Here is a 19,896-nt window from a genome sequence, read left to right on the forward strand (position 1 = left end):
CTTCCTCCCTCTTCGGCTTTTTCCAAGCCTTCCTGTTTCAGGCGCGGATGCGCCTCTTGATCAGCGCGGAACCGGGCACGAGATCCATGTCCCGCTGGTTCGTGAGCGCCCATTCCAGATTGCGGTGAGCGATGCGCGCATGCTCCCGCATGATGGCTTCCGCCCGGCTTCCCTCCCGCCGTTCGATGGCGCTGAGGACGCAGCGATGCTGGTCCTGCGCGACGGTCAGGATATGATGCAGCTCCGGCGAGCGCGACTGTACCGGAACGAGAGCGCTCGGCGAAGCAAAGGGCAGCGCATTGGCCCGTTCGAGCTGCCGCGCCAGGGTCGGGCTGTCCGCCATGGCGAGAAGGATCCGGTGAAACTGCGCATTCAGTTCCACATATTGCAGAAGGTCGATCTCGATCCGCTCCTGTCGAACCACGTCGTCAATGGCATCGAGAATATCAGCGGCATTGCGCAGGTCGGTCCGGCTCGCCCCATGCTCGGCGGCAAAGCGCGCGGCCACTCCTTCCAGGGTGCCGCGAATCTCGATCGCCTCGTAGACTTCTTTCTCCGAGAAGGCCTTGACCGCAAAACCGCCGGACGGAATGGCCTCCAGCAGACCTTCCTCCTCGAGCCGGACGAGGGCCATGCGGACCGGGGTCCGTGACACGCCGAGACGTTCGACCATCTGCAGTTCGGATACGCGCTCGCCGGGATTGAGTTCGCCGCGAAGCACGAGCTCGCGCAGGGCGAGCTGGGCCTTCACCGTCTGGGAAAGCGAGCGGTCGCTGACCTTGTCCACGCTCATCACGCTGCCCTGTCCGCGGTATCGATGGTGATGCTGCCCCCTGCGACCCGCGAGACGCAGGTGCAGAGTTTGGCATTGGCAGCCTTCTCCTCGTCATTGAAGAACACATCCCGGTGGTCGACAATACCGTCGACGTCGAGAATATGCAGCGCACACAACCCGCATTCGCCGCGCCGGCAATCCGAGATCATGGCGATTCCGGCTGTTTCGAGGGCGTCCAGCATGGTCTGGTTCTGCGGCACGTCGACCACGAGGTTGAGGCGCGGGATGTTGACCCTGAAGGGCTGCGAGGCGAAGCGCCCGCTATTGCCGAACGTCTCGAACCGCAGCTGCTCGACCGGGCGGCCGCTCTGCTGCCAGGCTCTCTTTGCCGCCTCCAGCATGCCGATGGGGCCGCAGACGTAGAGTTCCCCACCAGGGACAAGCCTAGCGATCTCGGCGTCGAGATCGACCCGCTGCCCGTCCTCATCGACGAACATCTGCAGCCTTTCGCCGATGCGTTCCCGCAATTCGTCGGCCAGCGCCATGTCCGCCCGGCTGCGGCAGGCATAGAGCACCCGGAAATCGGCCTCGATCTCGGCGAGAGCCAGGGCCATCGTGAAGATCGGCGTGATGCCGATGCCGCCAGCCAGCAGCAGATATTCCGGCCGGTTGCGCCCGAGATCGAAATGGTTGCCCGGTGTCGAGATGGTGAGATGGGCGCCGGGAGCCAAGCTCCACATATAGGCCGAGCCGCCGCGGCTGTCGCCGAGGAGTTTGACCGCGATCCGGTACATGCCATCGGTGCACGGGCCGACGATCGAATAGGACCGCACGTCCGGCCGGCTGCCGATCTGCACCGTCACATTGATGTGGCTGCCTGCCTTCGGGACCACGAAGTCTCCCGAGGGCTCGATCTCGAAGAGCCGGATATCACGGGTGAGATCCCGCGTCCGGATGAGCTTCGCAGAGCGCCATTCGATTTGCTCGGCCATCGTTGGATCTTACTCGGCCGCCTGGCTCGGAACGTGAGGCCGCGGACCGTGCTCATCGGCCAGCATCCCATCGATCAACTTACGGGCCCAGAGCGCACCGGCATCGATGTTGAGGTTGTAGAACGGCATGCGCGGATTTCTGTCGATGGCGATCTGCTGCGCCTCGAGAACTGTGTGGTCCTGGTCGTAGACGCCCTTGCCCTCGTTCACATGCGCCTTGTTGATGTCGCGCGTGAGCTGCTCGTCATCCGTCCTGAACGTCCGCACGAAGTTCCAGAAATAGTGGCAGGACTTGTCCGTCTCCGGCGTGATCGCCGCGAGAAAGGCGCCGTTGACGCCCTGGGAACGGTCGCCCTCGGGCGCACCGGTTCCCGTCACGGCGACGCCCACGTCGCCCACAACCGTCGAGGGCGCCTGGAAATAGATGATCTGCCACCGGTCCACATGCTCGCCGGGCCGGTTCAGCTGCTTGGCCCAGAACGGCGGCGGCTCGATGTTCTTCATCCAGCGCGTGACGGTCGCCGTACGTTCCGTATGCGTCACGTCGAAGGGCGTGCTGGTGATGGCCTCGTCGCCGATGCTGCCGGCATGGACGTAAGTCTCGTGCGTCAGGTCCATCAGGTTGTCGATCACGAGGCGGTAGTCGCATTTGAGGCTGTAGAAAGTGCCGCCCTCGCCGACCCATTCGGTACCGTCGTTCCAGTGGAAATCGGGGATCTTGGCCGGATCGGCCAGAGCGGGATCTCCGGGCCAGATCCAGACGAGGCGATGGCGCTCGGCAACCGGGTAGGAACGGACGCAAGCCGAGGGATTGATGGTCTTCTGCGCCGGCATGTAGGTGCAGCGCCCGGCCGAGTTGAACACGAGCCCGTGGTAGCCGCAGATCACCTGATCGCCTTCGAGGCGGCCCATGGAGAGCGGCAACAGCCGATGCCAGCAGGCGTCTTCGAGCGCGGTCACCTGACCATCGCTGCGACGGTAGAGAACCACATCCTTGTCGCAGATCGTCCGGGGGGCGAGTTCGTGCGCGATCTCATGGCCCCAGGCCGCGGCGTACCAGGCATTGAGGGGAAAGGCATTGGCGTGCGTCATCTTTTTCTCCCTGATACAGACTGTATACAGGTCGCGGCGCGAGGCAACTATACTTGCGGCTAATTCGCGACCGGATGCACAAAAAGCGAAGCGTGAGCGTTAAATCTGTATACATAAAAAGAGGCGCCGTCTTGCAACAGCGCCTCAGTCACGATTCGATGCTCAGTTGGACTTCGCTGCCTTCACCGGATCCTTGACGTTCTGCGTCGTGGCGAACTCCACATTGTAAAGCTCGCCGTCCTTGCGCTCGACCTTGCGGACATAGACGTTCTGGATGATGTCGCGGGTCTGCGGATCGATGGAGACGGGACCGCGCGGGCTCGTCCAGCTCATGCCTTTCATGGCGTCGATCAGCGCCTGCCCGCCCTCGCCGTTGGTCTTCTTCAGGCCCTCGTAGATCAGGTGCATGCCGTCGTAGCCGCCGACAGCCATGAAGTTCGGACGCATGCCGTTATTGGCCTTTCTGAAGGCCTCGACGAACGCCTTGTTTTCCGGGCTGTCATGGGCTGCCGAGTAGTGATGTGATGTCACGGCGCCGAGCGCCACGTCGCCGATGCTGTTGAGCAGATCGTCATCCGTGACGCTGCCTTCCGCGAGGAAGCGGATGCCGCTCTTGTCGAGGCCACGCTCTACGAACTGCTTCATGAACTGCGAACCGACGCCCGAAGGCACGAAGGCCAGAAGCGCATCGGGCTTGGCGTCGGCCACCTTCTGCAGGAAGGGCGAGAAGTCCGGGTTCGCGAGCGGAACACGCAGGTTCTCCACCTGCCCGCCGGCCTTGGTGAAGGTCTCGGTGAACGCCTTCTCCACATCGATGCCCGGACCATAGTCGGAAACGATGGTGACGACGCGCTTGAGACCCTCCTTCGCCGCCCATTGGGCAAGAGGAACGGTAGCTTGCGCGGCCGTGAAGCTCGAGCGAACGATGAAGGGCGATTGCTCGGTAATGATCGAGGTCGCGGCCGCCATCACCACCTCCGGCACCTTCGCCTGCGTGGCGAGCGGCGCCGTCGCCAGGGCCAGCGGCGTGAGCCCGAAACCGGCAAGGACCGTGACCTTGTCCTGGACAATCAGCTCCTGGGCGAGGCGCTTGGTGACGTCGGCGGTGCCGGTATCGTCCTTGACGATCAGCTGGATCTTCTTGCCCGCGACCGTATCGCCCTTCTGCTGCATATAGAGCTTCGCCGCCGCCTCGATCTGGCGTCCGGTCGAGGCGAAGGGCCCGGTCATCGGCAGGATCAGGCCGATCTTCAGCGTCTCCTGCGCCATCGCCGCCCCACCCAAGGCGAGCATGGCGGCGGCTGCTCCTGCAGCACTCAACAATGTCCGTCGTAGCATTCTCTTTCCTCCCTTATGAAACTCCCCGCCTCCTTTTGGATGCGTCTGACGGCATCCCTTTCAGGAAGCAGGAAGGAAATGGTTATTCAGGCTTGATGCCCGTGCGTTTCACCAGGTCACCCCAGCGCACCATCTCCTTGGAGATGTGATCGCGGAATTCGGCAGGCGTGTTGGTCCACACCTCGGCGCCCTCCAGCGACAGACGCTCGGCGATCTCAGGCGCGGCCATCGCCGTCCTGATCTCCGTGTTGAGTTTGTCCACCACCGTTTGAGGCGTGCCGGCCGGCACCAGGATGCCGTACCATTGCGACGCTTCGAATCCGGGAAAGCCCGACTCCGCTACGGTGGGAACGTTCGGAGCACTCTTGAGGCGCGACGACCCGGAAACCGCAAGCGCCCGCATCGAGCCGGCCTCCACATGCTGCAGCAGGTTCGGCGCCCCCGTGAAGGTAAGCTGCACACGACCGCCGAGAAGATCGGTCACCGCCGGCGCGGTGCCGCGATAGGGAACGTGGGTCAGGCTCATGCCCGTCCGGTCGGCAAGCGCGACCATCGCGATATGGGCCGCGCTGCCGATGCCGCCGGAGGCGTAGTTCAGCTTTCCGGGGTTCGCCTTGGCGTAATCGATGAGTTCCTGCAACGTCTTTGCCGGCACGTCCGGATGGACGACAAGCATGTTGTGCACGTTCGCGATGCCGCTGACCGGCTCGAAGCTCTTCATCGGATCGTAGGGCAGCTTCGGGTAGAGGGCCGGATTGACCGCAAAGGTGCCGATATGGCCCATGACCAGGGTATGGCCGTCCGCGGCGGCGCGAGCGACGGAACCCACACCGACCGAGCCGCCGGCGCCCGGGCGGGATTCGACGATGACCGGATATTTGAGCGCGCCCTCGAGCCGCTGCCCGAGAAGCCTTGCCAGAATGTCGGTCGATCCGCCGGGCGTGAACGGGACGACGAGAAGGATGTTCTGGCTCGGATAGGCCTGTGCGGAGACGCTTATGGAATAGGTCGCTGCCATACCGAAGGCGGTGGCACCCATCAGGAAATGGCGGCGCGTCATGCCGGATGCCGGAGTCAAAGCCCCCAGGTCTTTTTGTGTCGTCACTTGTGTCTTCCTCCCGAAGTCTTCGGCCCGGGCTTCTTGAGCGACCCGGAGCCTCTGTCTATGAAACTGCTAGGGCGTCATGGGGTCGATCCGATGCGCCTGCAACCGCGAGGCGAGCGCGGTGATCTCGATAGCCTCGACGAGGCCCGCCAGAGCATAGGGGTCGCTCTCGGCGAAGGCCTGCGCCGCCTCTCGCGAAGGTGCTTCCAGAATGCCGAAATTGCCATTCGGTGCCTCGCCGTCGTCCTCGGTCAGAGCGCTGCCGATCAGCACCCGAACCAATCCACCGCCGCCCGAAGCGACATGCTGGCGGTGTGCATCCCGATGTTGTTCGCGTAGCGCCGGTGCATCGCGCCGGTGACGGCAGGTCATGAGCCAGTACATGGCGTCAGGCAGCCGCTGCCGAGGCGGCATCCGCCCGGTTTTCCATGACGATCATGCCGGCTCCGGTCATGGAGGCCGGCACGAAGTAGTGCTTGTGTCGGACGACCACGTCGGGGTCCATCGCCCCGCGCATGACAAGCCACATCATGAGCTCGGCCCCTTCGCTGCCGAACATCTCGACATATTGCTCCCGCGACATCCCGGCGAGCTTGTCGGGGTTGTCGGCTATGTCATTCAAGAACGCCTGATCCGCCTCCGGATTGACGAAGCCGGCGCGAGCGCCCTGGAGTTGATGAGACAGGCCGCCGGTGCCGAGAATGACGAAACGCTCGTCGCTGTCATAGCTCTCGATGGCCTTTCGAAGCACGCGGCCCATCTCATAGCACCGGCTCGGGAGCGGAATCGGATACTGGATCACGTTGACGAAGATCGGCACCACCTTCACCGGCCATGCGTCGGGCTTGCCCCAGAACAGTTCCATCGGAACCTGCAAGCCGTGATCGACCTCGATCTCCTGGCAGATCATCGGGTCGAAGCGGTTCTCGACCAGCGTGTCGATGAAATGCCAGGAGAAGTCGACCTCCCCTTTGAAGGGCGCGATGGCGCGCGGCCCCCAGCCCTCGTCGACCGGGCGGTATTCCTCCGCGCAGCCCACGGCGAAAGTCGGCACCTTGTCGAGGAAGAACGTGTTGCCGTGATCGTTGAAGATCACCACGGCAACGTCGGGCTTGTGCCGCTTCACCCATTCCTGGCCGGGAATGTAGCCGTCGAAGAAGGCTTTCCAATCGGGTGTATCCCGCAACCCCTTGTCGAGAGCCGCACCGATCGAGGGAACATGCGATGTTCCAAGGCCGCCAATGAGCTTTGCCATTCTTATTTCTTCCCTAAACGGTCGCGCAGGAAATCCGCATGTTCCATGCCCGCCTGATGGGCGCCGATCTCCGTGATCCGCACCGGATCGACGGCCGAGATCTTGAGAATAAAGAAGAGGTTTCCGCCAAGGCGTACCATCTCCTGCCAATTGCGCGTCATCACCGCGTCCTTCTCCTCGGAGGTGAGGCCAAAGCGGTCGAGATAGGCGCTCTCGTCCTGCTTGAACGCTTCCCGGTTGGCGGGATCGCCGAGGCCCATGGCCATCTTGTTGATGCGGTATCCGCGCAGCGACCGCTTGCGGTCGAACAAAGGTGTATCCGGAATGCGATCCGGCGCGGCCTCTTCGTCCATCGGCTCTTCTCTCCCTGTCGCGACGCCATGGGTGTCGTCGTTCTTGTTCCCGAAACCAAGGAAACGCAGCAGAGCCTGTGAGACCTGCTCGGGCTGCTCCACCAGGGACATGTGCCCGCTATCTTCGATCACCACGAGTTCGGCCTCAGGGATCAGCGCCGCCATCTCCTCATGCTGGGCCAGCGGGCTCCAGCGATCCTGCCGTCCCACCATCACCAGAGTCGGACAGGCGATCTGCGCAAGGCCAAGCCGGGCATTCGGGCGATCGAGGAGCGCCTTGATCTGGCGCTGGTGCTGCTCGGGCGAGGCCCGCAGAACCATGTCCTTGAGTGGGGCAAGCAGTGCCTCGTCCGCGACCCGTTCCAGATGAACCATCGGCGGCAGCCACGTGTCCGCCAGGGCTTCCATGCCCTCGGCGAAAGCGAGATCGACTAGCTCCCGCCGTTTCTCTTGCTCGCCATCCCGGCGTGGGTCGATGCCGGTATCGATCAGCACCAGCTTCGTGATGCGTTCCGGAGCCAGGCGGACCATTTCCATCGCGACGCGGGCGCCCATGGAATGTCCGATCGCGACCAGCGGGCCATCCGCGAGGGCCAACGCCGAGCGGGCCATGGCCTCGATGGAATCGAGTTGGGAGAAGTCCCCGATGCGCACATCCGCATAGGGCTCCAGCGCCTTCCTCTGCGCGTCCCACATACTGGCATCGCAGAGAAGTCCCGGCAGCAGGACGATGGTCGGCCGTTTGCTCATTGATCCCTGTATCCAGCCTGGCTCCAAAGATGGGCCAGGGCGTAAACATGAAGCAAATGGTTTGTTTTTCGGGATTTATGAAAATCCCTCATGAATTGGCTATTGCTTCGGGATCCCGGCCTTCTCGATCACCGCCCGCCATTTTTCGATGTCGGAGCGCAGGCGCTGGCTCAGCTCGGCCGGCGTCTCGCTGCGGGCCTCGATGCCCAGATCGAGCAGTCGCGCCTTCACGTCATCCGCCTTCAGGATGTCCTGCAGGGCCTTGTTGAGGGTGTCGATGATCGGCTGCGGCGTTCCCTTCGGCGCGAACAGGGCGTTCCACGAGGTGACGTCGAAGCCCTCGATTCCGGATTCGCGCACGGTCGGGACATCGGGCATGGCGGCGGAACGGTTCGGCCCGGAGGATGCAATCGCCCTCACCTGCTTGCCTTCGAGACCGGATTTCACCGCAGCCTGCGAATCGATCAGCAGATGGCTGTCGTCGCGCAGCAGCGACACCAGTGCATCGGGCGTGCTGCGGAACGGCACATGAACCATGTCGGCACCCGACTCGGCCTTGAAGAGCACCGAGGAGAGATGCTGGCTGCTGCCGACGGCCACAGTCGCGACATTCAGGGAGCCGGGCTTGGCCTTCGCCTGCTGGAGCAGATCCTCGAGCGTCTTGAAGCTCGAATTGGCATTGACGACGAAGAGGAAGTCGAATGTTCCAAGGGTCGAGATCGGCACGAAATCCGTCACCGGGTTGAACGGCAGGTTGGCGAAGAGCGGCACGCTGATGGCCGTGCCGTTGGTGAGCATGGTCAGGGTGTAGCCGTCCGGTTCCCCCGAGAGGGCGGCGCGGGCGGCGGTGATGCCCCCCGCCCCCGGCATGTTCTCGACGATGAAGCGCTGCCCGAGCTTTTCGCTCAGCTTTTCCGACACGATGCGGATCGTGATGTCGGCGACACCGCCGGCTCCGAACGGAACGACCACCTTGACAGGGCGTGTCGGATAGGCCGGCTGCGCCTGTGCCGGCATCGCGGCGGAAAGACCAGCTGCCACGCCAAACGCCAGCAACGTTCGCCTCGCAATGGTTTCGAACATGATGTGTTTCTCCCTGAATTCTTATGTGTTTGCCGCGGCACTCAATCCGCGAAGCGGAACAGGCGTGCCGGGTTGTCGACGAGCAGCTTGCGCTGCAGGACGGGATCCTCGGTGTAGAGGGGAATGAGATCGACGAGATCGCCATCGTCGGGCATGACGGGCACATTCGGATGCGGCCAGTCCGTCCCCCAGAGAACGCGATCGGGCGCCGCCTCGATCAAGGCACGGCCGAAGGGAGCGACGTCGTGAAAGGGCGGCCCAGTCCGCGACATGCGTTCCGGGCAGGTGACCTTGACCCAGCATTTCTCGTCATCGCGCAGCAGATCGAGCAATGCGGTGAAGGCCGGCTGACCCAGCCCCTGCGCGACATCGACGACCCCCATGTGGTCGAGCACGTAAGAGACGGGCAAGGCAGTCAGCCTGGGTCTGAAATCGGGCAATAGCGTCGCCGGAAGATACAGGTCCACATGCCAGCCGAACGCGGCGACGCGCTCCACGATCCGGTCGAAGGACGACATGTCCGGAAGCTTGCCGAGGCGCGGCAGGAAGGTGAAGCGGCATCCCGTGATGCCGGCATCGGTGAGTCGCTGGAGATCCCGATCGCTGAACGCCTCGTCGACATTTGCAACGCCCTTGTAGCGTCCGCCGCTCTGGGCGATCGCATCGGTCACCACGCGGTTGTCGCGGCCGTGCGGCGTCGCATTGACGATCACCGCCCGCTCGACCCCGAGCCGTTCGTGCAGCGCCTTGAACATCTCCAGCGGCGCATCCGGCGGCGTATAGGGGCGCTCCGGTACGTAAGGATAAAGGTGATTGGGCCCGAAGATATGGCAATGCGTGTCGCAGGCCTTCGGCGGGAGCTTGAAGGACGGCACATGCGGATCGGGATGCGGAGGCGGGATCAGGGGCGCTGACGTCATGCTGCCGTTCGGATGAGCGTTGATCGAGAGCCTTTTCAGGCGGATCGAAGAATGTCGGGCATGGTCACGCCGGCAGGCTGCCGCCCGCCTCGCCTTCCCATCCTTCGAGAGTCGGGCCGAGCATGGGCATCGCCAAAACATGAAGCAAATGGTTTATATTTGTCTATTGATGAATTTGTTTCATCTTTAGCAAGAGAGCCGACTTCGGAGACCTGCATGCGTATCGACTTCCTTGGCCTTCACGCCTTCGTCGCCATTGCCGAGCGCGGCAGCTTCCAGCATGCGGCCGCCCATCTGAACCTTTCGCAGACCGCGCTCAGCCATCGGATCCGGAAGCTGGAAGAGGATCTCGGCGTAAAACTCCTGTCACGCACGACCCGGGAGGTTTCGCTCACGCAGGCCGGGCTCAATCTGTTGCCAAGGGTGAAGGAGACCATCGAAAGCCTCGCCGTCTCTCTCGACGACCTGCGCCAGGAGGGCCGCAGCCGGCAGGAGACCCTGTCGATCGGCTGCCTGCCGACCATCGCCTCCGGGCGCCTGCCGCGGGTGCTGCATTCTTTCCAGGAACGGCATCCGGATGTGCTGGTGCGGATCTACGACAATTCGGCAACCGAGATCAGCACCCTGGTCCAGGATGGCACCATCGCTTTCGGCATCACCCTCGTCGCAGCCCATCGCTGGGATTTCGACATCGAACTGCTGATGAAGGACCCGTTCACCCTCGTCTGCCCAGACGATCACCCCCTCGCCGCGCAGGCGACCGCGAGCTGGGCGGACCTTGCAGACGAACCTCTGATCCGGATCAGCCCGCAGACCGGAAACCGGATCATCATCGACGATGCGCTGGGGAGCCGCCGGGAGGCGCTGAGCTGGCGCTACGAGGTGCAGCACATCCAGACGGCGGTCGCCCTCGTCCGGGCCGGCGTGGCGCTGACCGTCATTCCGAGCCTCGCCTTCGATACGGTCGATGAGCGCGGGCTGAAGCTGATCCCCCTGCGCAATCCGAGCGTCACCCGCCAGCTCGGCATCATCTCGAAACGCGGCACGCCGCTCTCGCCCCTGGCGGACGAGCTGCGCAAGCTGATTGTGCAGGCCTTCGCGGAACCGAGGCAGAAGCGAGGATCTCCTCGCACCGCGATGAAAAAAATTCATCAAAGCCCATAAACAAACCATTTGATGCACCCAAATGGCTGATGCACCCTCCGGTCGATCCATTCAACCCGGCATTCCAGGCTGGCCGCAGGCAGCCTGACCGACGAACCCCATTTCAGAGGCACCGATGAATACTGGAAAGACCGGCTTGGTTGTGACCGCCCACCCGGGCGACTTCGTGTGGCGGGCGGGCGGCGCGATCGCCCTTCATGCCCGCAAAGGCTATCGCATGAAGATCGTCTGCCTCTCCTATGGCGAGCGCGGCGAAAGCCAATGGGCCTGGAAGAAGGGCGACGTGTCCCTCGCCGAGGTCAAGTCCCAGCGGCAGGAGGAGGCCCAGCGCGCGGCCGAAACGCTCGGTGCCGAGATCGAGTTCTTCGATGCGGGCGATTATCCGCTCCACACCACGCCCGAAATGCTCGACCGCCTCGTCGATATCTACCGCGAGATGAAACCCTCCTTCGTGCTCACCCACTCGCTTGAGGATCCCTATAACGTCGACCACCCGGAGGCGACGCGCTTTGCGCAAGAGGCGCGCATCATCGCGCAGGCGGCCGGCCACAAGCCGAATCCGGACCTCGCCTACAATGCGCCGCCGGTCTTCCTGTTCGAGCCACACCAGCCCGAGCAGTGCAACTACAAGCCCAACGTGATCCTCAACATCGACGATGTCTGGGAGACGAAGCGCAAGGCCTTCGAGATCCTCGCCGCCCAGAAGCACCTGTGGGAATACTACACCCGCGTCGCACTCAATCGCGGCATGCAGGGCGGCCGGAACTCGGGCAAGGCCATGACCTATGGCGAAGCCTACCAGCGCATCTTCCCGCAGATCGTCGAGGAACTGGCATGAAGCCCGTCGTCGTCACCAACACGCCGCGCATCGATCAATCGGTCGTCGACCGGCTCGCGGAACTCGGCACCGCGACGACCCATGAGGCTATGGGCCGCGTCGGCCTCATGAAGCCCTATATGCGGCCGATCTGGCCGGGCGCGCAGGTCGCCGGGAGCGCCGTCACCGTGCTCGCCCAGCCCGGCGACAACTGGATGATCCATGTCGCCGTCGAGCAGTGCAAACCCGGCGACATCCTGGTCGTGGGTGTGACCGCCGACAACACCGATGGCATGTTCGGCGACCTCCTCGCCACCTCGCTCAAGGCGCGCGGCGTCGTCGGCCTCGTGATCGATGCCGGCGTGCGCGACGTGAAGACCTTGACCGAGATGGGTTTTCCCGTGTGGTCCCGTGCGGTTTCAGCCAAAGGGACTGTGAAAGCGACCCTCGGGTCGGTCAACGTCCCGGTGGTCTGTGCCGGCACCCTGGTGAAGCCGGGCGACGTGATCGTGGCCGACGACGACGGTGTCGTCGTGATTCCGCGCAAGGAAGCCGCAGCCGTTGCGGAGGCCGGAGAAGCGCGCGTCGCCAATGAGGGCGCCAAGCGAGAGGCCCTGGCCTCCGGCACCCTCGGACTCGATCTCTACAAGATGCGCGAGCCGCTGGCCAAGGCCGGCCTCGTCTATGTCGAATACAAGGACGAGGACTGACGGTTTCGTCGGTCACATGGGGAACGGTGAAATCGGATGAGTCTCGGGATTGCCTTCATCGGCTATGGCGAAGTCGGCCAGCTCTTCGCACGACAGCTCGCTGCCAAACCGGGCGTGCGCATCGGGGTCTATGACATCCTGTTCGGTGATCCGGAGACGGGGCCGCTGCTTCGCGAGCAGGCCCGCGAGGCGGGCGTCCATGCCGCTTCCGACCTGGGCAATCTGTGCCGCGAGGCCGATATCGTCATTTCCGCAGTGACGGCCGATTCTGCCGTCGCTGTGGCCTCTCAGGCGGCGCCTCACATCCATTCGTCGCAGATCTATATCGACCTCAATTCCGTCTCCCCCGCGACGAAGGAGCGGGCCGCAGAACACATCCGGCAAAGCGGTGCGGGTTTCGTCGAGTTCGCCGTGATGGCACCTGTCCGGGATCCGGGGATCGAGGTTCCGATTCTGAGCGGCGGCCAAGCAGCGGAAGCCGTTTCGACGCGCCTCAACGAACTCGGGATGAAGATCACGCCCGTCAGCACCGGGATCGGCACCGCCTCTGCTACGAAACTCTGCCGCAGCATCGTGATCAAGGGCATGGAGGCCCTGATGGTGGATTTCACCCTCGCTTCGGAGAAAGCAGGCGTCATGCCGGCGGTCCTCGCGAGCCTGAAGGCCTCCTATCCCGGCATGGATTGGGAAAACGTTGCGAAGGTCATGATGTCCCGCGTCAAGCAGCACGGCATCCGGCGCGCCGCGGAGATGCGCGAAGCAAGCCGCATGATCGACGAGTTCGGTCTCGACGGCTCCCTCGCGAAGGCGATCGCGGATCGGCACGAGAGTTTTGCCAAGGCTGATAGAACCTAGGATTGCTTGAGGACAGGCGGCGCTGCCCTCAACGTCATTCCCGGCCGTAGCGTTAGCGGAGGGGAAGGGAATCTGACACCCTCACGTCATGGCCGGCCTCGTGCCGGCCATCGCGATACCGAAAAGCGCGGCGCCTCTAGCATCGAGATCACCGGCACAAGGCCGGTGATGACGTGGTGGGTCACATCGGAAGCCCCGTATAATTCTCCGCCAGCACCCGCGCCGCGGATTCCGAACTCTTGAGATAGTCGAACTCGGCCCGCTGGATCCGGCGGCTGAAGGAATCCGTGTCCGGGAAGGTGTGGAGGATGGATGTCATCCACCACGAGAAGCGCTCGGCCTTCCAGATGCGAGAGAGCACGCGGGCGGAATAGTGGTCGATGCCGGCAGGCGAGCGTTCGGCATAGAACTCGACCAGCGCTTCGGCGAGAGCGCCGACATCGCTTGCCGCGAGATTGAGCCCCTTGGCACCGGTCGGCGGCACGATATGGGCCGCGTCGCCGGCCAGGAACAGGCGCCCGAAGCGCAGGGGCTCGGCGACGAAACTTCTCAATGGCGCAATCGACTTCTCGATGGACGGTCCGGTCACCAGATGGTCGGCCGTCTCCTGATCGACCCGGCGGCGCAGCTCGTCCCAGAAACGGTCGTCGGACCATTCCGCAACCTTCTCGTCCGCCGGCACCTGAATGTAGTACCGGCTGCGGGTGTGCGAACGCATGGAACAGAGCGCGAAGCCGCGCTCGTGGTGCGCGTAGATCAGCTCGTCCGCGACAGGAGGCCGTTCGACGAGGAGGCCGAGCCAGCCGAACGGATAGACCCTCTCGAACGTTCGGATGGAGCCTTCCGGAACGCTCGCGCGGGAAACGCCATGATACCCGTCGCAGCCGGCAATGAAATCGCAGGCGAGTTCGTGCGCAACACCGTCCTTCACATAGCGCACCTTTGGCCGGTCGCTGTCGAAGTCGTGGAGCGACACGTTTTCCGCCTCGTATACGGTCGTAGCGCCCGACGCGTCGCGGGCCTTCATCAGGTCGCGGGTGACCTCCGTCTGGCCATAGACCATGACCGTGCGGCCGATCAGCTCGCGAAAGTTGAAGCGGTGCTTGTCGCCGTCGAAGCAGAATTCCACTCCGTCGTGGACGAGCCCGTCCGCATGCATCCTCTCGCCGATTCCAGCTTTGTCGAGCAGCCCGACGGTGCCCTGTTCGAGGACGCCGGCGCGGATGCGCCCGAGCACGTAGTCCTGGCTGCGCCGTTCCAGGATGATTGTCTCGATGCCGGCATTTTCCAGAAGGCTACCGAGGAGCAGCCCGGCGGGGCCTGCGCCGATGATGGCGACCTTGGTACGCATGCACTATCTCCTTGCAGATCCGTTGCCGTATTTTACAAATCGGTCTTCGAAGGCACGAAGCTGAGGCCTGCGGCGAGAGATTGAGCCCTGCTCAAGGCTGCGGCCGAGGTGACCACCATCTGCGGCAGCACCATCCATTCGAGCGTCCAGGCAGCCCCTGAGCGCTCGCTCTCATGCACCAGCGCCTGATGCAGGATGCCGAGCATACCCGCATTGAAGCGGGCGAGGGTCACGAGCACTTCCGCCGGGACGGGGTTGGATTTGTGCGGCATGGCGGACGATACGCCGCCCGTTGCAAGCTTCACCTCCCCGACCTCGTTCTGGGCCATGAGGGCAATGTCCTGCCCGATCTTGCCGAGGGTGCCGGTGAGTAGTGAGAGGAACGAGCCGAACTCGCCGATCCTGTCCCGCTGCGAATGCCAGGACGGCGCAAGACCAAGACCGAGAATTTCGGCAAGAGCATCGGCCACCGCATCGCCGTGTCCTTTCAGCTCGCTGCGGGTGCCGACGGGGCCGCCCAGCTGGATCACCAGGAGGCGTGGGGCGAGAGCCTGCAGCGACGCCCTGTGACGCTCCAGGGGCTGGATCCACGTGTCGATCTTGTCCGCTGCGGTGAAGGGAAGCGCCTGCTGCATGCGCGTATGCGCCATGAGCCGGACCGCGCCATCGCGACGGCTCAACCCGTCGAGAGAATGGATCAGGGTATCGAGACGCTGATCGAGGAGCTCGATCACGCTCTTCAGTCGCAGGATCAGGGCGGTATCGATGATGTCCTGGCTGGTGGCTCCGAGGTGTGCGGACTTGGCATGGGGTTCGCCGATCGCCGCGCGCAACTGCCTGACGAACTCCGGAACGATGACGCCGTCCCGGGCCAGGCCTTCGGCAAGTTTGCTCCAGTCCGCTTGAAAGGCGTGACAGGCCTCGCCGATCCGCGATGCAGCCTCTTCGCCGATCAGCCCGACCTTGGCCTCGGCCTCGGCAAGAGCGGCTTCGACCCAGAGCATGGCCGAAAGTTCTGCCTCGTTGGAAAACAACGCCCCCACCTCCTCGTCGCCGACGAGGGCCTGCAATACGGGAAATGGGAGCGTTCCGGTCATTATGAGCCTCGCTTCAGACGGCCTCGACGGCAACGGCGATGCCCTGGCCGACGCCGATGCACATGGTGGCGAGCGCGCGCTTCTTGCCCCGGATCTTGAGCTCGAGCGCGGCCGTGCCGGTGATACGCGCGCCGGACATCCCGAGGGGATGCCCGAGTGCGATGGCGCCGCCGTTCGGGTTCACATGCTCCGCATCCTCCGGGATCCCGAGTTCGCGCAGGACCGCGATGCCCTGGCTGGCGAAGGCCTCGTTCAGCTCGATCACGTCGAAATCGGTCGGCTTGAGTCCAAGCCGCGCGCAGAGCTTCTTCGTGGCGGGTGCCGGTCCGATGCCCATGATGCGCGGTGCGACGCCGGCGGTGGCGCCTCCGAGCACACGGGCGATGGGCTCGAGCCCAAATTTCCGCACGGCTTCTTCAGAGGCGACGATCAGGGCCGCCGCGCCGTCATTGACGCCGGACGCATTGCCCGCCGTCACCGTGCCATCCTTGCGGAACGGGGTCGACAGCTTCGCCAGCTGCTCGACGGTGGTGTCGCCGCGGGGATGCTCGTCCTTGTCGACGATCACCGGATCGCCCTTGCGCTTCGGAATCGTGACCGGCACGATCTCCTGGGCGAGACGGCCGTTGGCTTGGGCGGCAGCCGCCTTCTTCTGCGAGCGGACGGCAAAGGCGTCCTGATCCGCGCGCGAGACGTTGAAATCGGCGGCCACGTTCTCGCCGGTCTCCGGCATGGAATCGACGCCGTATTGGCTCTTGATCAGTGGGTTGATGAAGCGCCAGCCGATGGTCGTGTCGTAGATCTCGGCATTGCGCGAGAACGCCGTGTCGGCCTTCGGCATCACGAAGGGCGCGCGCGACATGGATTCGACGCCACCCGCAATCATGATCTCGGCCTCGCCCGCCTTGATGGCGCGGGCCGCGGCGATGACCGCATCCATGCCCGAGCCACAGAGGCGGTTCATGGTGGTCCCCGGAATCGAGCCCGGCAGGCCCGCCAGCAGCACGGCCATGCGGGCGACGTTGCGGTTGTCCTCGCCCGCCTGGTTGGCGCAGCCATAGATCACGTCGTCGATGGCTTCGAAATCGAGGTTCGGCAGCCGCTCGCGCAGTGCCTTCAGTGGAACCGCGGCGAGATCGTCGGCGCGGACACCGGAGAGGGAGCCGCCATAGCGGCCGATGGGCGTGCGCCCATAGGCGCAGATATAGGCTTCACGCATCTCAATTCCCCTTCTTGCCGCCGTGAGCTTTCTCGGTCCTGGCCTGAAGCTCGCGCAGGGTGGTGAGTTCCAATTCGGACGGCGGAGGCGTTTCCTCGAGACGATCCGAGAATCGCGCCTTCCAGCCGCAGGTTTCCTGCACCTTATCGCGGGTCACGCCCCGATGCATCGACACAACCGTGAATTCCTTCGTTTCGGGGTCGGGCTTCCAGATCGCCAGATCCGTGATCAGCAGCGTCGGGCCCTTGGTTTTGATGCCGAGCCGCTCCCGGTGGTTGCCGCCTTCGCCATGGCCGAAGGAGGTATAGAAATCGATCTTCTCCACCATGCCGCGGGTCGCCTGCTTCATCGTGATGAAGACCTGCTTGCAGGAACTGGCGATCTCGGGCGCGCCACCGCCTCCGGGCAGGCGCACCTTGGGTTTGTGGTAGTCGCCGATCACGGTCGTGTTGATGTTGCCGAAGCGGTCGAGCTGGGCCGCGCCCAGGAAGCCGATGGAGATGCGCCCGCCCTGGAGCCAGTAGCGGAACATCTCGGGCACCGAGACCGTGGTCACGGCCGTCTCGCACAGCTCGCCGTCGCCGATGGAGAGCGGAAGCACGTTCGGCGCGGTGCCGATGGTGCCGCTCTCATAGATGAGCGTGATGTCCGGCGCGTGGGTCAGCCGCGCCACGTTGCAGGCGGCGGAAGGCGCGCCGATGCCGACGAAGCAGACGTCGTCGTTCGACAGCGCCCGCGCCGCGGCGATGGTCATCATCTCGTTGGGCGTGAAGTCGGAGAGGTTCGTCATTCTTACAATCCCTTCACGCGGCCGGCGAAAGCCTCGGGTCCCACCTCGAGCACGTTTTCCTTTATCCAGGCGCTGAAGAGATCGCGGTCGGCGGAGATCTTGTCCCATTCGAGATAGGCGGCGTTGTCACGGTCGTAATAGCCGTGGGTGTAGGACGGGTGCGCCCCGCCCGGCACATGCACGATCGAGGTCACGGTCCAATGCGGCAATATGCAGAGGTTCGGATGCAGGTCGTCGAAATCCTCCACGATCTCCTCGACCGTCACCACCGAGCGCTTGGCGGCGAGCACCGCCTCCTTCTGCACGCCGATGATTCCCTCCACAAGCACGTCCCCCCGCCTGTTCGCCTTCTGGGCATGGACGAAGGCGACATCCGGGCGGTGCGCCGGCACCGCGGCCAGCTCCTCACCGGTAAAGGGACAGGTGACGCTTCTGATGTTCGGATTGACCTCTTTCAGGCCCGCGCCGCGATAGCCGCGGAACACGGCGCAGGGCAGGCCTGCGGCGCCCGCCTCGTAGGCATTGGCCATGGAGGCGTGGCTGTGCTCTTCGGTCTCGATGCCGCGCGGCCAGCTGTTCTCGATGGCATCGCGCATGCGCCGCAGCAGGCCGACGCCAGGATTGCCGGCATAGGAGAAGATCACCTTCTTGGCGAGGCCCATGCCGATCATCTGGTCGTAGACGATGTCGGGTGTCATGCGGATCAGGGTCAGGTCCTTGCGACCTTGCCGGATGGCCTCATGGGCGGCCGCGTGCGGAATGAGATGGGTGAACCCTTCGAAGGCGACGACGTCGCCATCGCGCAGGTTCTCGGCAACAGCCTCCTTGAGGCTCTGGAACTTGGCCATGATATGCTTTCAATCGCCTGTCAGATATCGAAGAACACGGTTTCGTTCTCGCCCTGGAGGCGAATGTCGAAGGTGTAGGTGGGCATGCCGTTCTCCTCGCTGCGCGCGGCGATCAGGGTCGGCAGCCGGAACTTGTGCTCGATGCGCGCCAGCACCGGGCACTCCGCGTTGGCCGCCTCCTCGTCGCCGAAATACAGCCGCGTGTGCAGGCCGATATTGATGCCGCGCGCGACGACCCAGACTGTGATGTGCGGCGCCATGAGGCGGCCGTCCTTGTAGGGCACGCGGCCCGGCTTGATCGTCTCGAAGCGGTACTCGCCCGTCGTGCCGTCGGTCGGCTGGCGACCCCAGCCGACGAAATTCGGATCGGCCTTGCCGCGCTTCTCCTCCGGGCTGTTGTAGAGCCCGTCCGCATCGGCCTGCCAGATCTCGATGAGCGCATCCTTGATCACGTTGCCGGAGCCGTCGAAGACGCGGCCCTTGACGATGATCCGCTCGCCCTTGGTGTCGGGGCCGACGAGGACGAGGCCGAGATCCTCGTCCCACACGCCGGTGATCTCGACCCAGTTCGGCGTGGCGCCGATATGGACGTAAGGCCCCGCGGTCTGCGAGGGCGACTCTTTGAGTGTCGTGAGTTTCTGAAACATCAGTTCCCCTCCATCCGGTTCTCGAACATGGTCGAGCGGCGCCCGCGCAGCACGATGTCGAACTTGTAGGCGAGCGCGTCCATCGGCAGCGTGGCGTTGCGGTCGAGCACGGCGGTGAGCTGGTCGATCGCCGCCTTGTCCGAGATCGTCGAGACGATCGGGCATTGCCAGATCATCGGGTCGCCCTCGAAATACATCTGGGTGATCAGGCGCTGCGCGAAGGCGTGGCCGAAGAGCGAGAAGTGGATATGGGCCGGGCGCCAGTCGTTGACGCCGTTCGGCCACGGGTAGGCGCCGGGCTTGATGGTGCGGAACCAGTAGCGCCCCTCCGCGTCGGTGATGGCACGCCCGCAGCCGCCGAAATTCGGGTCGATGGCGGCAAGATAGGTTTCCTTCTTGTGGCGGTAGCGGCCGCCCGCATTGGCCTGCCAGAGCTCGACCAGCGCGCCGGGCACGGGCCGTGCGTTCTCGTCGAGCACGCGGCCATAGACGATGATGCGCTGGCCGATGGCATCACCCGTCTTGGCGAAGTTGCGGATCAGGTCGTTGTCGAGCGGGCCGATCGTGCCGTGGCCGAAGCGCGGCCCGGTCATTTCGGAAATCGTGTTGTCGAGCGACAGCAGCGGGTATTGCGGCGAGCGCAGCACCGACGTCTTGTATTGCGGAGTCAGCGCAGCCGGATGCCAGCTCCGGTCCCGTTGATAATATGATCCTTGATCCGACATTCGGCTCTCC

The 19,896-nt window shown here is 64.1% G+C and carries 21 protein-coding genes; 4 read left to right on the plus strand and 17 right to left on the minus strand.

What is annotated here, in order from left to right; genetic code table 11:
* Positions 1 to 37: 37 nt before the first annotated feature.
* The 10 genes from JKL46_RS21155 to JKL46_RS21200 form a co-directional block, all read right to left on the minus strand.
* Positions 38 to 793, minus strand: coding sequence for a GntR family transcriptional regulator (locus tag JKL46_RS21155; RefSeq protein ID WP_201837032.1), 756 nt, complete (start codon positions 791 to 793; stop codon positions 38 to 40).
* Positions 793 to 1,767, minus strand: a complete 975-nt coding sequence (locus JKL46_RS21160; RefSeq protein ID WP_201837040.1) for a PDR/VanB family oxidoreductase — start codon at positions 1,765 to 1,767, stop codon at positions 793 to 795. Before JKL46_RS21160 ends, JKL46_RS21155 begins: the two co-directional genes overlap by 1 nt.
* Positions 1,768 to 1,776: 9 nt before the next feature.
* A complete protein-coding gene (locus tag JKL46_RS21165) occupies positions 1,777 to 2,859 on the minus strand; it encodes an aromatic ring-hydroxylating dioxygenase subunit alpha (protein WP_201837042.1) in 1,083 nt (360 codons plus the stop codon).
* Positions 2,860 to 3,021: 162 nt separating this feature from the next.
* On the minus strand, positions 3,022 to 4,197 hold the full coding sequence (locus JKL46_RS21170; protein ID WP_201837044.1) for an ABC transporter substrate-binding protein: 1,176 nt from the start codon (positions 4,195 to 4,197) through the stop codon (positions 3,022 to 3,024).
* Between the two features lie 82 nt (positions 4,198 to 4,279).
* Positions 4,280 to 5,302 carry a Bug family tripartite tricarboxylate transporter substrate binding protein gene (locus tag JKL46_RS21175; RefSeq protein WP_343074088.1) on the minus strand — a complete coding sequence of 341 codons (1,023 nt, stop codon included), beginning with the start codon at positions 5,300 to 5,302 and terminating at the stop codon, positions 4,280 to 4,282.
* Between the two features lie 69 nt (positions 5,303 to 5,371).
* Positions 5,372 to 5,716: a YciI family protein gene (locus tag JKL46_RS21180; protein ID WP_246529438.1), complete on the minus strand. Its 345-nt coding sequence runs from the start codon at positions 5,714 to 5,716 to the stop codon at positions 5,372 to 5,374.
* The gene (locus tag JKL46_RS21185) at positions 5,691 to 6,557 is read right to left on the minus strand and encodes a class III extradiol dioxygenase family protein (protein WP_201837047.1); all 867 of its coding nucleotides are present in this window, start codon (positions 6,555 to 6,557) and stop codon (positions 5,691 to 5,693) included. Before JKL46_RS21185 ends, JKL46_RS21180 begins: the two co-directional genes overlap by 26 nt.
* 2 nt (positions 6,558 to 6,559) lie before the next feature.
* A complete protein-coding gene (locus JKL46_RS21190) occupies positions 6,560 to 7,660 on the minus strand; it encodes an alpha/beta fold hydrolase (RefSeq protein WP_201837050.1) in 1,101 nt (366 codons plus the stop codon).
* A gap of 99 nt (positions 7,661 to 7,759) precedes the next feature.
* Complete coding sequence (locus JKL46_RS21195) at positions 7,760 to 8,743, minus strand: Bug family tripartite tricarboxylate transporter substrate binding protein (protein WP_201837052.1); 984 nt, start codon at positions 8,741 to 8,743, stop codon at positions 7,760 to 7,762.
* A 41-nt stretch (positions 8,744 to 8,784) separates the two neighbouring features.
* Positions 8,785 to 9,663: an amidohydrolase family protein gene (locus JKL46_RS21200; RefSeq protein ID WP_201837054.1), complete on the minus strand. Its 879-nt coding sequence runs from the start codon at positions 9,661 to 9,663 to the stop codon at positions 8,785 to 8,787.
* A 216-nt stretch (positions 9,664 to 9,879) separates the two neighbouring features.
* Between JKL46_RS21200 and JKL46_RS21205 the strand changes: the two genes are divergently transcribed.
* From JKL46_RS21205 to JKL46_RS21220, 4 genes are all read left to right on the plus strand, one after another.
* Positions 9,880 to 10,827, plus strand: a complete 948-nt coding sequence (locus tag JKL46_RS21205) for a LysR family transcriptional regulator (RefSeq protein WP_201837056.1) — start codon at positions 9,880 to 9,882, stop codon at positions 10,825 to 10,827.
* Between the two features lie 115 nt (positions 10,828 to 10,942).
* Positions 10,943 to 11,665 carry a PIG-L deacetylase family protein gene (locus JKL46_RS21210; RefSeq protein WP_201837058.1) on the plus strand — a complete coding sequence of 241 codons (723 nt, stop codon included), beginning with the start codon at positions 10,943 to 10,945 and terminating at the stop codon, positions 11,663 to 11,665.
* Positions 11,662 to 12,354, plus strand: coding sequence for a 4-carboxy-4-hydroxy-2-oxoadipate aldolase/oxaloacetate decarboxylase (locus JKL46_RS21215; RefSeq protein WP_201837065.1), 693 nt, complete (start codon positions 11,662 to 11,664; stop codon positions 12,352 to 12,354). The genes JKL46_RS21210 and JKL46_RS21215 overlap by 4 nt, the downstream gene beginning before the upstream one ends.
* A 36-nt stretch (positions 12,355 to 12,390) precedes the next feature.
* Positions 12,391 to 13,209, plus strand: a complete 819-nt coding sequence (locus tag JKL46_RS21220) for an NAD(P)-dependent oxidoreductase (RefSeq protein ID WP_201837068.1) — start codon at positions 12,391 to 12,393, stop codon at positions 13,207 to 13,209.
* A 181-nt stretch (positions 13,210 to 13,390) separates the two neighbouring features.
* Here the strand turns inward: JKL46_RS21220 and pobA are convergent, their stop codons facing one another.
* Genes pobA through pcaH form a run of 7 tightly spaced genes read right to left on the minus strand, consistent with a single transcriptional unit; the run spans position 13,391 to position 19,886 of the window.
* Positions 13,391 to 14,560 carry a 4-hydroxybenzoate 3-monooxygenase gene (gene pobA / locus JKL46_RS21225; protein WP_201837069.1) on the minus strand — a complete coding sequence of 390 codons (1,170 nt, stop codon included), beginning with the start codon at positions 14,558 to 14,560 and terminating at the stop codon, positions 13,391 to 13,393.
* Between the two features lie 32 nt (positions 14,561 to 14,592).
* Complete coding sequence (locus JKL46_RS21230) at positions 14,593 to 15,657, minus strand: 3-carboxy-cis,cis-muconate cycloisomerase (RefSeq protein ID WP_201837071.1); 1,065 nt, start codon at positions 15,655 to 15,657, stop codon at positions 14,593 to 14,595.
* Between the two features lie 13 nt (positions 15,658 to 15,670).
* Positions 15,671 to 16,876, minus strand: coding sequence for a 3-oxoadipyl-CoA thiolase (pcaF, locus tag JKL46_RS21235; protein WP_201837073.1), 1,206 nt, complete (start codon positions 16,874 to 16,876; stop codon positions 15,671 to 15,673).
* A 1-nt stretch (position 16,877) separates the two neighbouring features.
* A complete protein-coding gene (locus JKL46_RS21240) occupies positions 16,878 to 17,666 on the minus strand; it encodes a CoA-transferase subunit beta (protein WP_201837075.1) in 789 nt (262 codons plus the stop codon).
* 2 nt (positions 17,667 to 17,668) lie between these two features.
* Positions 17,669 to 18,514, minus strand: coding sequence for a CoA transferase subunit A (locus tag JKL46_RS21245; protein ID WP_201837077.1), 846 nt, complete (start codon positions 18,512 to 18,514; stop codon positions 17,669 to 17,671).
* Between the two features lie 20 nt (positions 18,515 to 18,534).
* On the minus strand, positions 18,535 to 19,161 hold the full coding sequence (pcaG, locus tag JKL46_RS21250) for a protocatechuate 3,4-dioxygenase subunit alpha (protein WP_201837079.1): 627 nt from the start codon (positions 19,159 to 19,161) through the stop codon (positions 18,535 to 18,537).
* Entirely contained in the window at positions 19,161 to 19,886 is a 726-nt protein-coding gene (gene pcaH, locus JKL46_RS21255; RefSeq protein ID WP_201837081.1) for a protocatechuate 3,4-dioxygenase subunit beta, read from the minus strand. The genes pcaG and pcaH overlap by 1 nt, the downstream gene beginning before the upstream one ends.
* Positions 19,887 to 19,896: the final 10 nt, after the last annotated feature.

It is taken from the genome of Microvirga zambiensis WSM3693, assembly GCF_016735695.1.
In the GTDB taxonomy this organism is placed as follows: domain Bacteria; phylum Pseudomonadota; class Alphaproteobacteria; order Rhizobiales; family Beijerinckiaceae; genus Microvirga; species Microvirga zambiensis.

What these genes read in the sequence shown, in the direction of transcription:
- JKL46_RS21215 (WP_201837065.1), top strand. Translation starts at nt 11,662, where the DNA reads ATGAAGCCCGTCGTCGTCACCAACACGCCGCGCATCGATCAATCGGTC.
- JKL46_RS21195 (WP_201837052.1), bottom strand. Translation starts at nt 8,743, where the DNA reads ATGTTCGAAACCATTGCGAGGCGAACGTTGCTGGCGTTTGGCGTGGCA.
- JKL46_RS21155 (WP_201837032.1), bottom strand. Translation starts at nt 793, where the DNA reads ATGAGCGTGGACAAGGTCAGCGACCGCTCGCTTTCCCAGACGGTGAAG.
- JKL46_RS21185 (WP_201837047.1), bottom strand. Translation starts at nt 6,557, where the DNA reads ATGGCAAAGCTCATTGGCGGCCTTGGAACATCGCATGTTCCCTCGATC.
- JKL46_RS21240 (WP_201837075.1), bottom strand. Translation starts at nt 17,666, where the DNA reads ATGACGAACCTCTCCGACTTCACGCCCAACGAGATGATGACCATCGCC.
- JKL46_RS21230 (WP_201837071.1), bottom strand. Translation starts at nt 15,657, where the DNA reads ATGACCGGAACGCTCCCATTTCCCGTATTGCAGGCCCTCGTCGGCGAC.
- JKL46_RS21210 (WP_201837058.1), top strand. Translation starts at nt 10,943, where the DNA reads ATGAATACTGGAAAGACCGGCTTGGTTGTGACCGCCCACCCGGGCGAC.
- JKL46_RS21170 (WP_201837044.1), bottom strand. Translation starts at nt 4,197, where the DNA reads ATGCTACGACGGACATTGTTGAGTGCTGCAGGAGCAGCCGCCGCCATG.
- JKL46_RS21205 (WP_201837056.1), top strand. Translation starts at nt 9,880, where the DNA reads ATGCGTATCGACTTCCTTGGCCTTCACGCCTTCGTCGCCATTGCCGAG.
- pcaF (WP_201837073.1), bottom strand. Translation starts at nt 16,876, where the DNA reads ATGCGTGAAGCCTATATCTGCGCCTATGGGCGCACGCCCATCGGCCGC.
- pcaG (WP_201837079.1), bottom strand. Translation starts at nt 19,161, where the DNA reads ATGTTTCAGAAACTCACGACACTCAAAGAGTCGCCCTCGCAGACCGCG.
- JKL46_RS21165 (WP_201837042.1), bottom strand. Translation starts at nt 2,859, where the DNA reads ATGACGCACGCCAATGCCTTTCCCCTCAATGCCTGGTACGCCGCGGCC.
- pobA (WP_201837069.1), bottom strand. Translation starts at nt 14,560, where the DNA reads ATGCGTACCAAGGTCGCCATCATCGGCGCAGGCCCCGCCGGGCTGCTC.
- JKL46_RS21200 (WP_201837054.1), bottom strand. Translation starts at nt 9,663, where the DNA reads ATGACGTCAGCGCCCCTGATCCCGCCTCCGCATCCCGATCCGCATGTG.
- JKL46_RS21160 (WP_201837040.1), bottom strand. Translation starts at nt 1,767, where the DNA reads ATGGCCGAGCAAATCGAATGGCGCTCTGCGAAGCTCATCCGGACGCGG.
- pcaH (WP_201837081.1), bottom strand. Translation starts at nt 19,886, where the DNA reads ATGTCGGATCAAGGATCATATTATCAACGGGACCGGAGCTGGCATCCG.
- JKL46_RS21245 (WP_201837077.1), bottom strand. Translation starts at nt 18,514, where the DNA reads ATGGCCAAGTTCCAGAGCCTCAAGGAGGCTGTTGCCGAGAACCTGCGC.
- JKL46_RS21190 (WP_201837050.1), bottom strand. Translation starts at nt 7,660, where the DNA reads ATGAGCAAACGGCCGACCATCGTCCTGCTGCCGGGACTTCTCTGCGAT.
- JKL46_RS21220 (WP_201837068.1), top strand. Translation starts at nt 12,391, where the DNA reads ATGAGTCTCGGGATTGCCTTCATCGGCTATGGCGAAGTCGGCCAGCTC.
- JKL46_RS21180 (WP_246529438.1), bottom strand. Translation starts at nt 5,716, where the DNA reads ATGCCGCCTCGGCAGCGGCTGCCTGACGCCATGTACTGGCTCATGACC.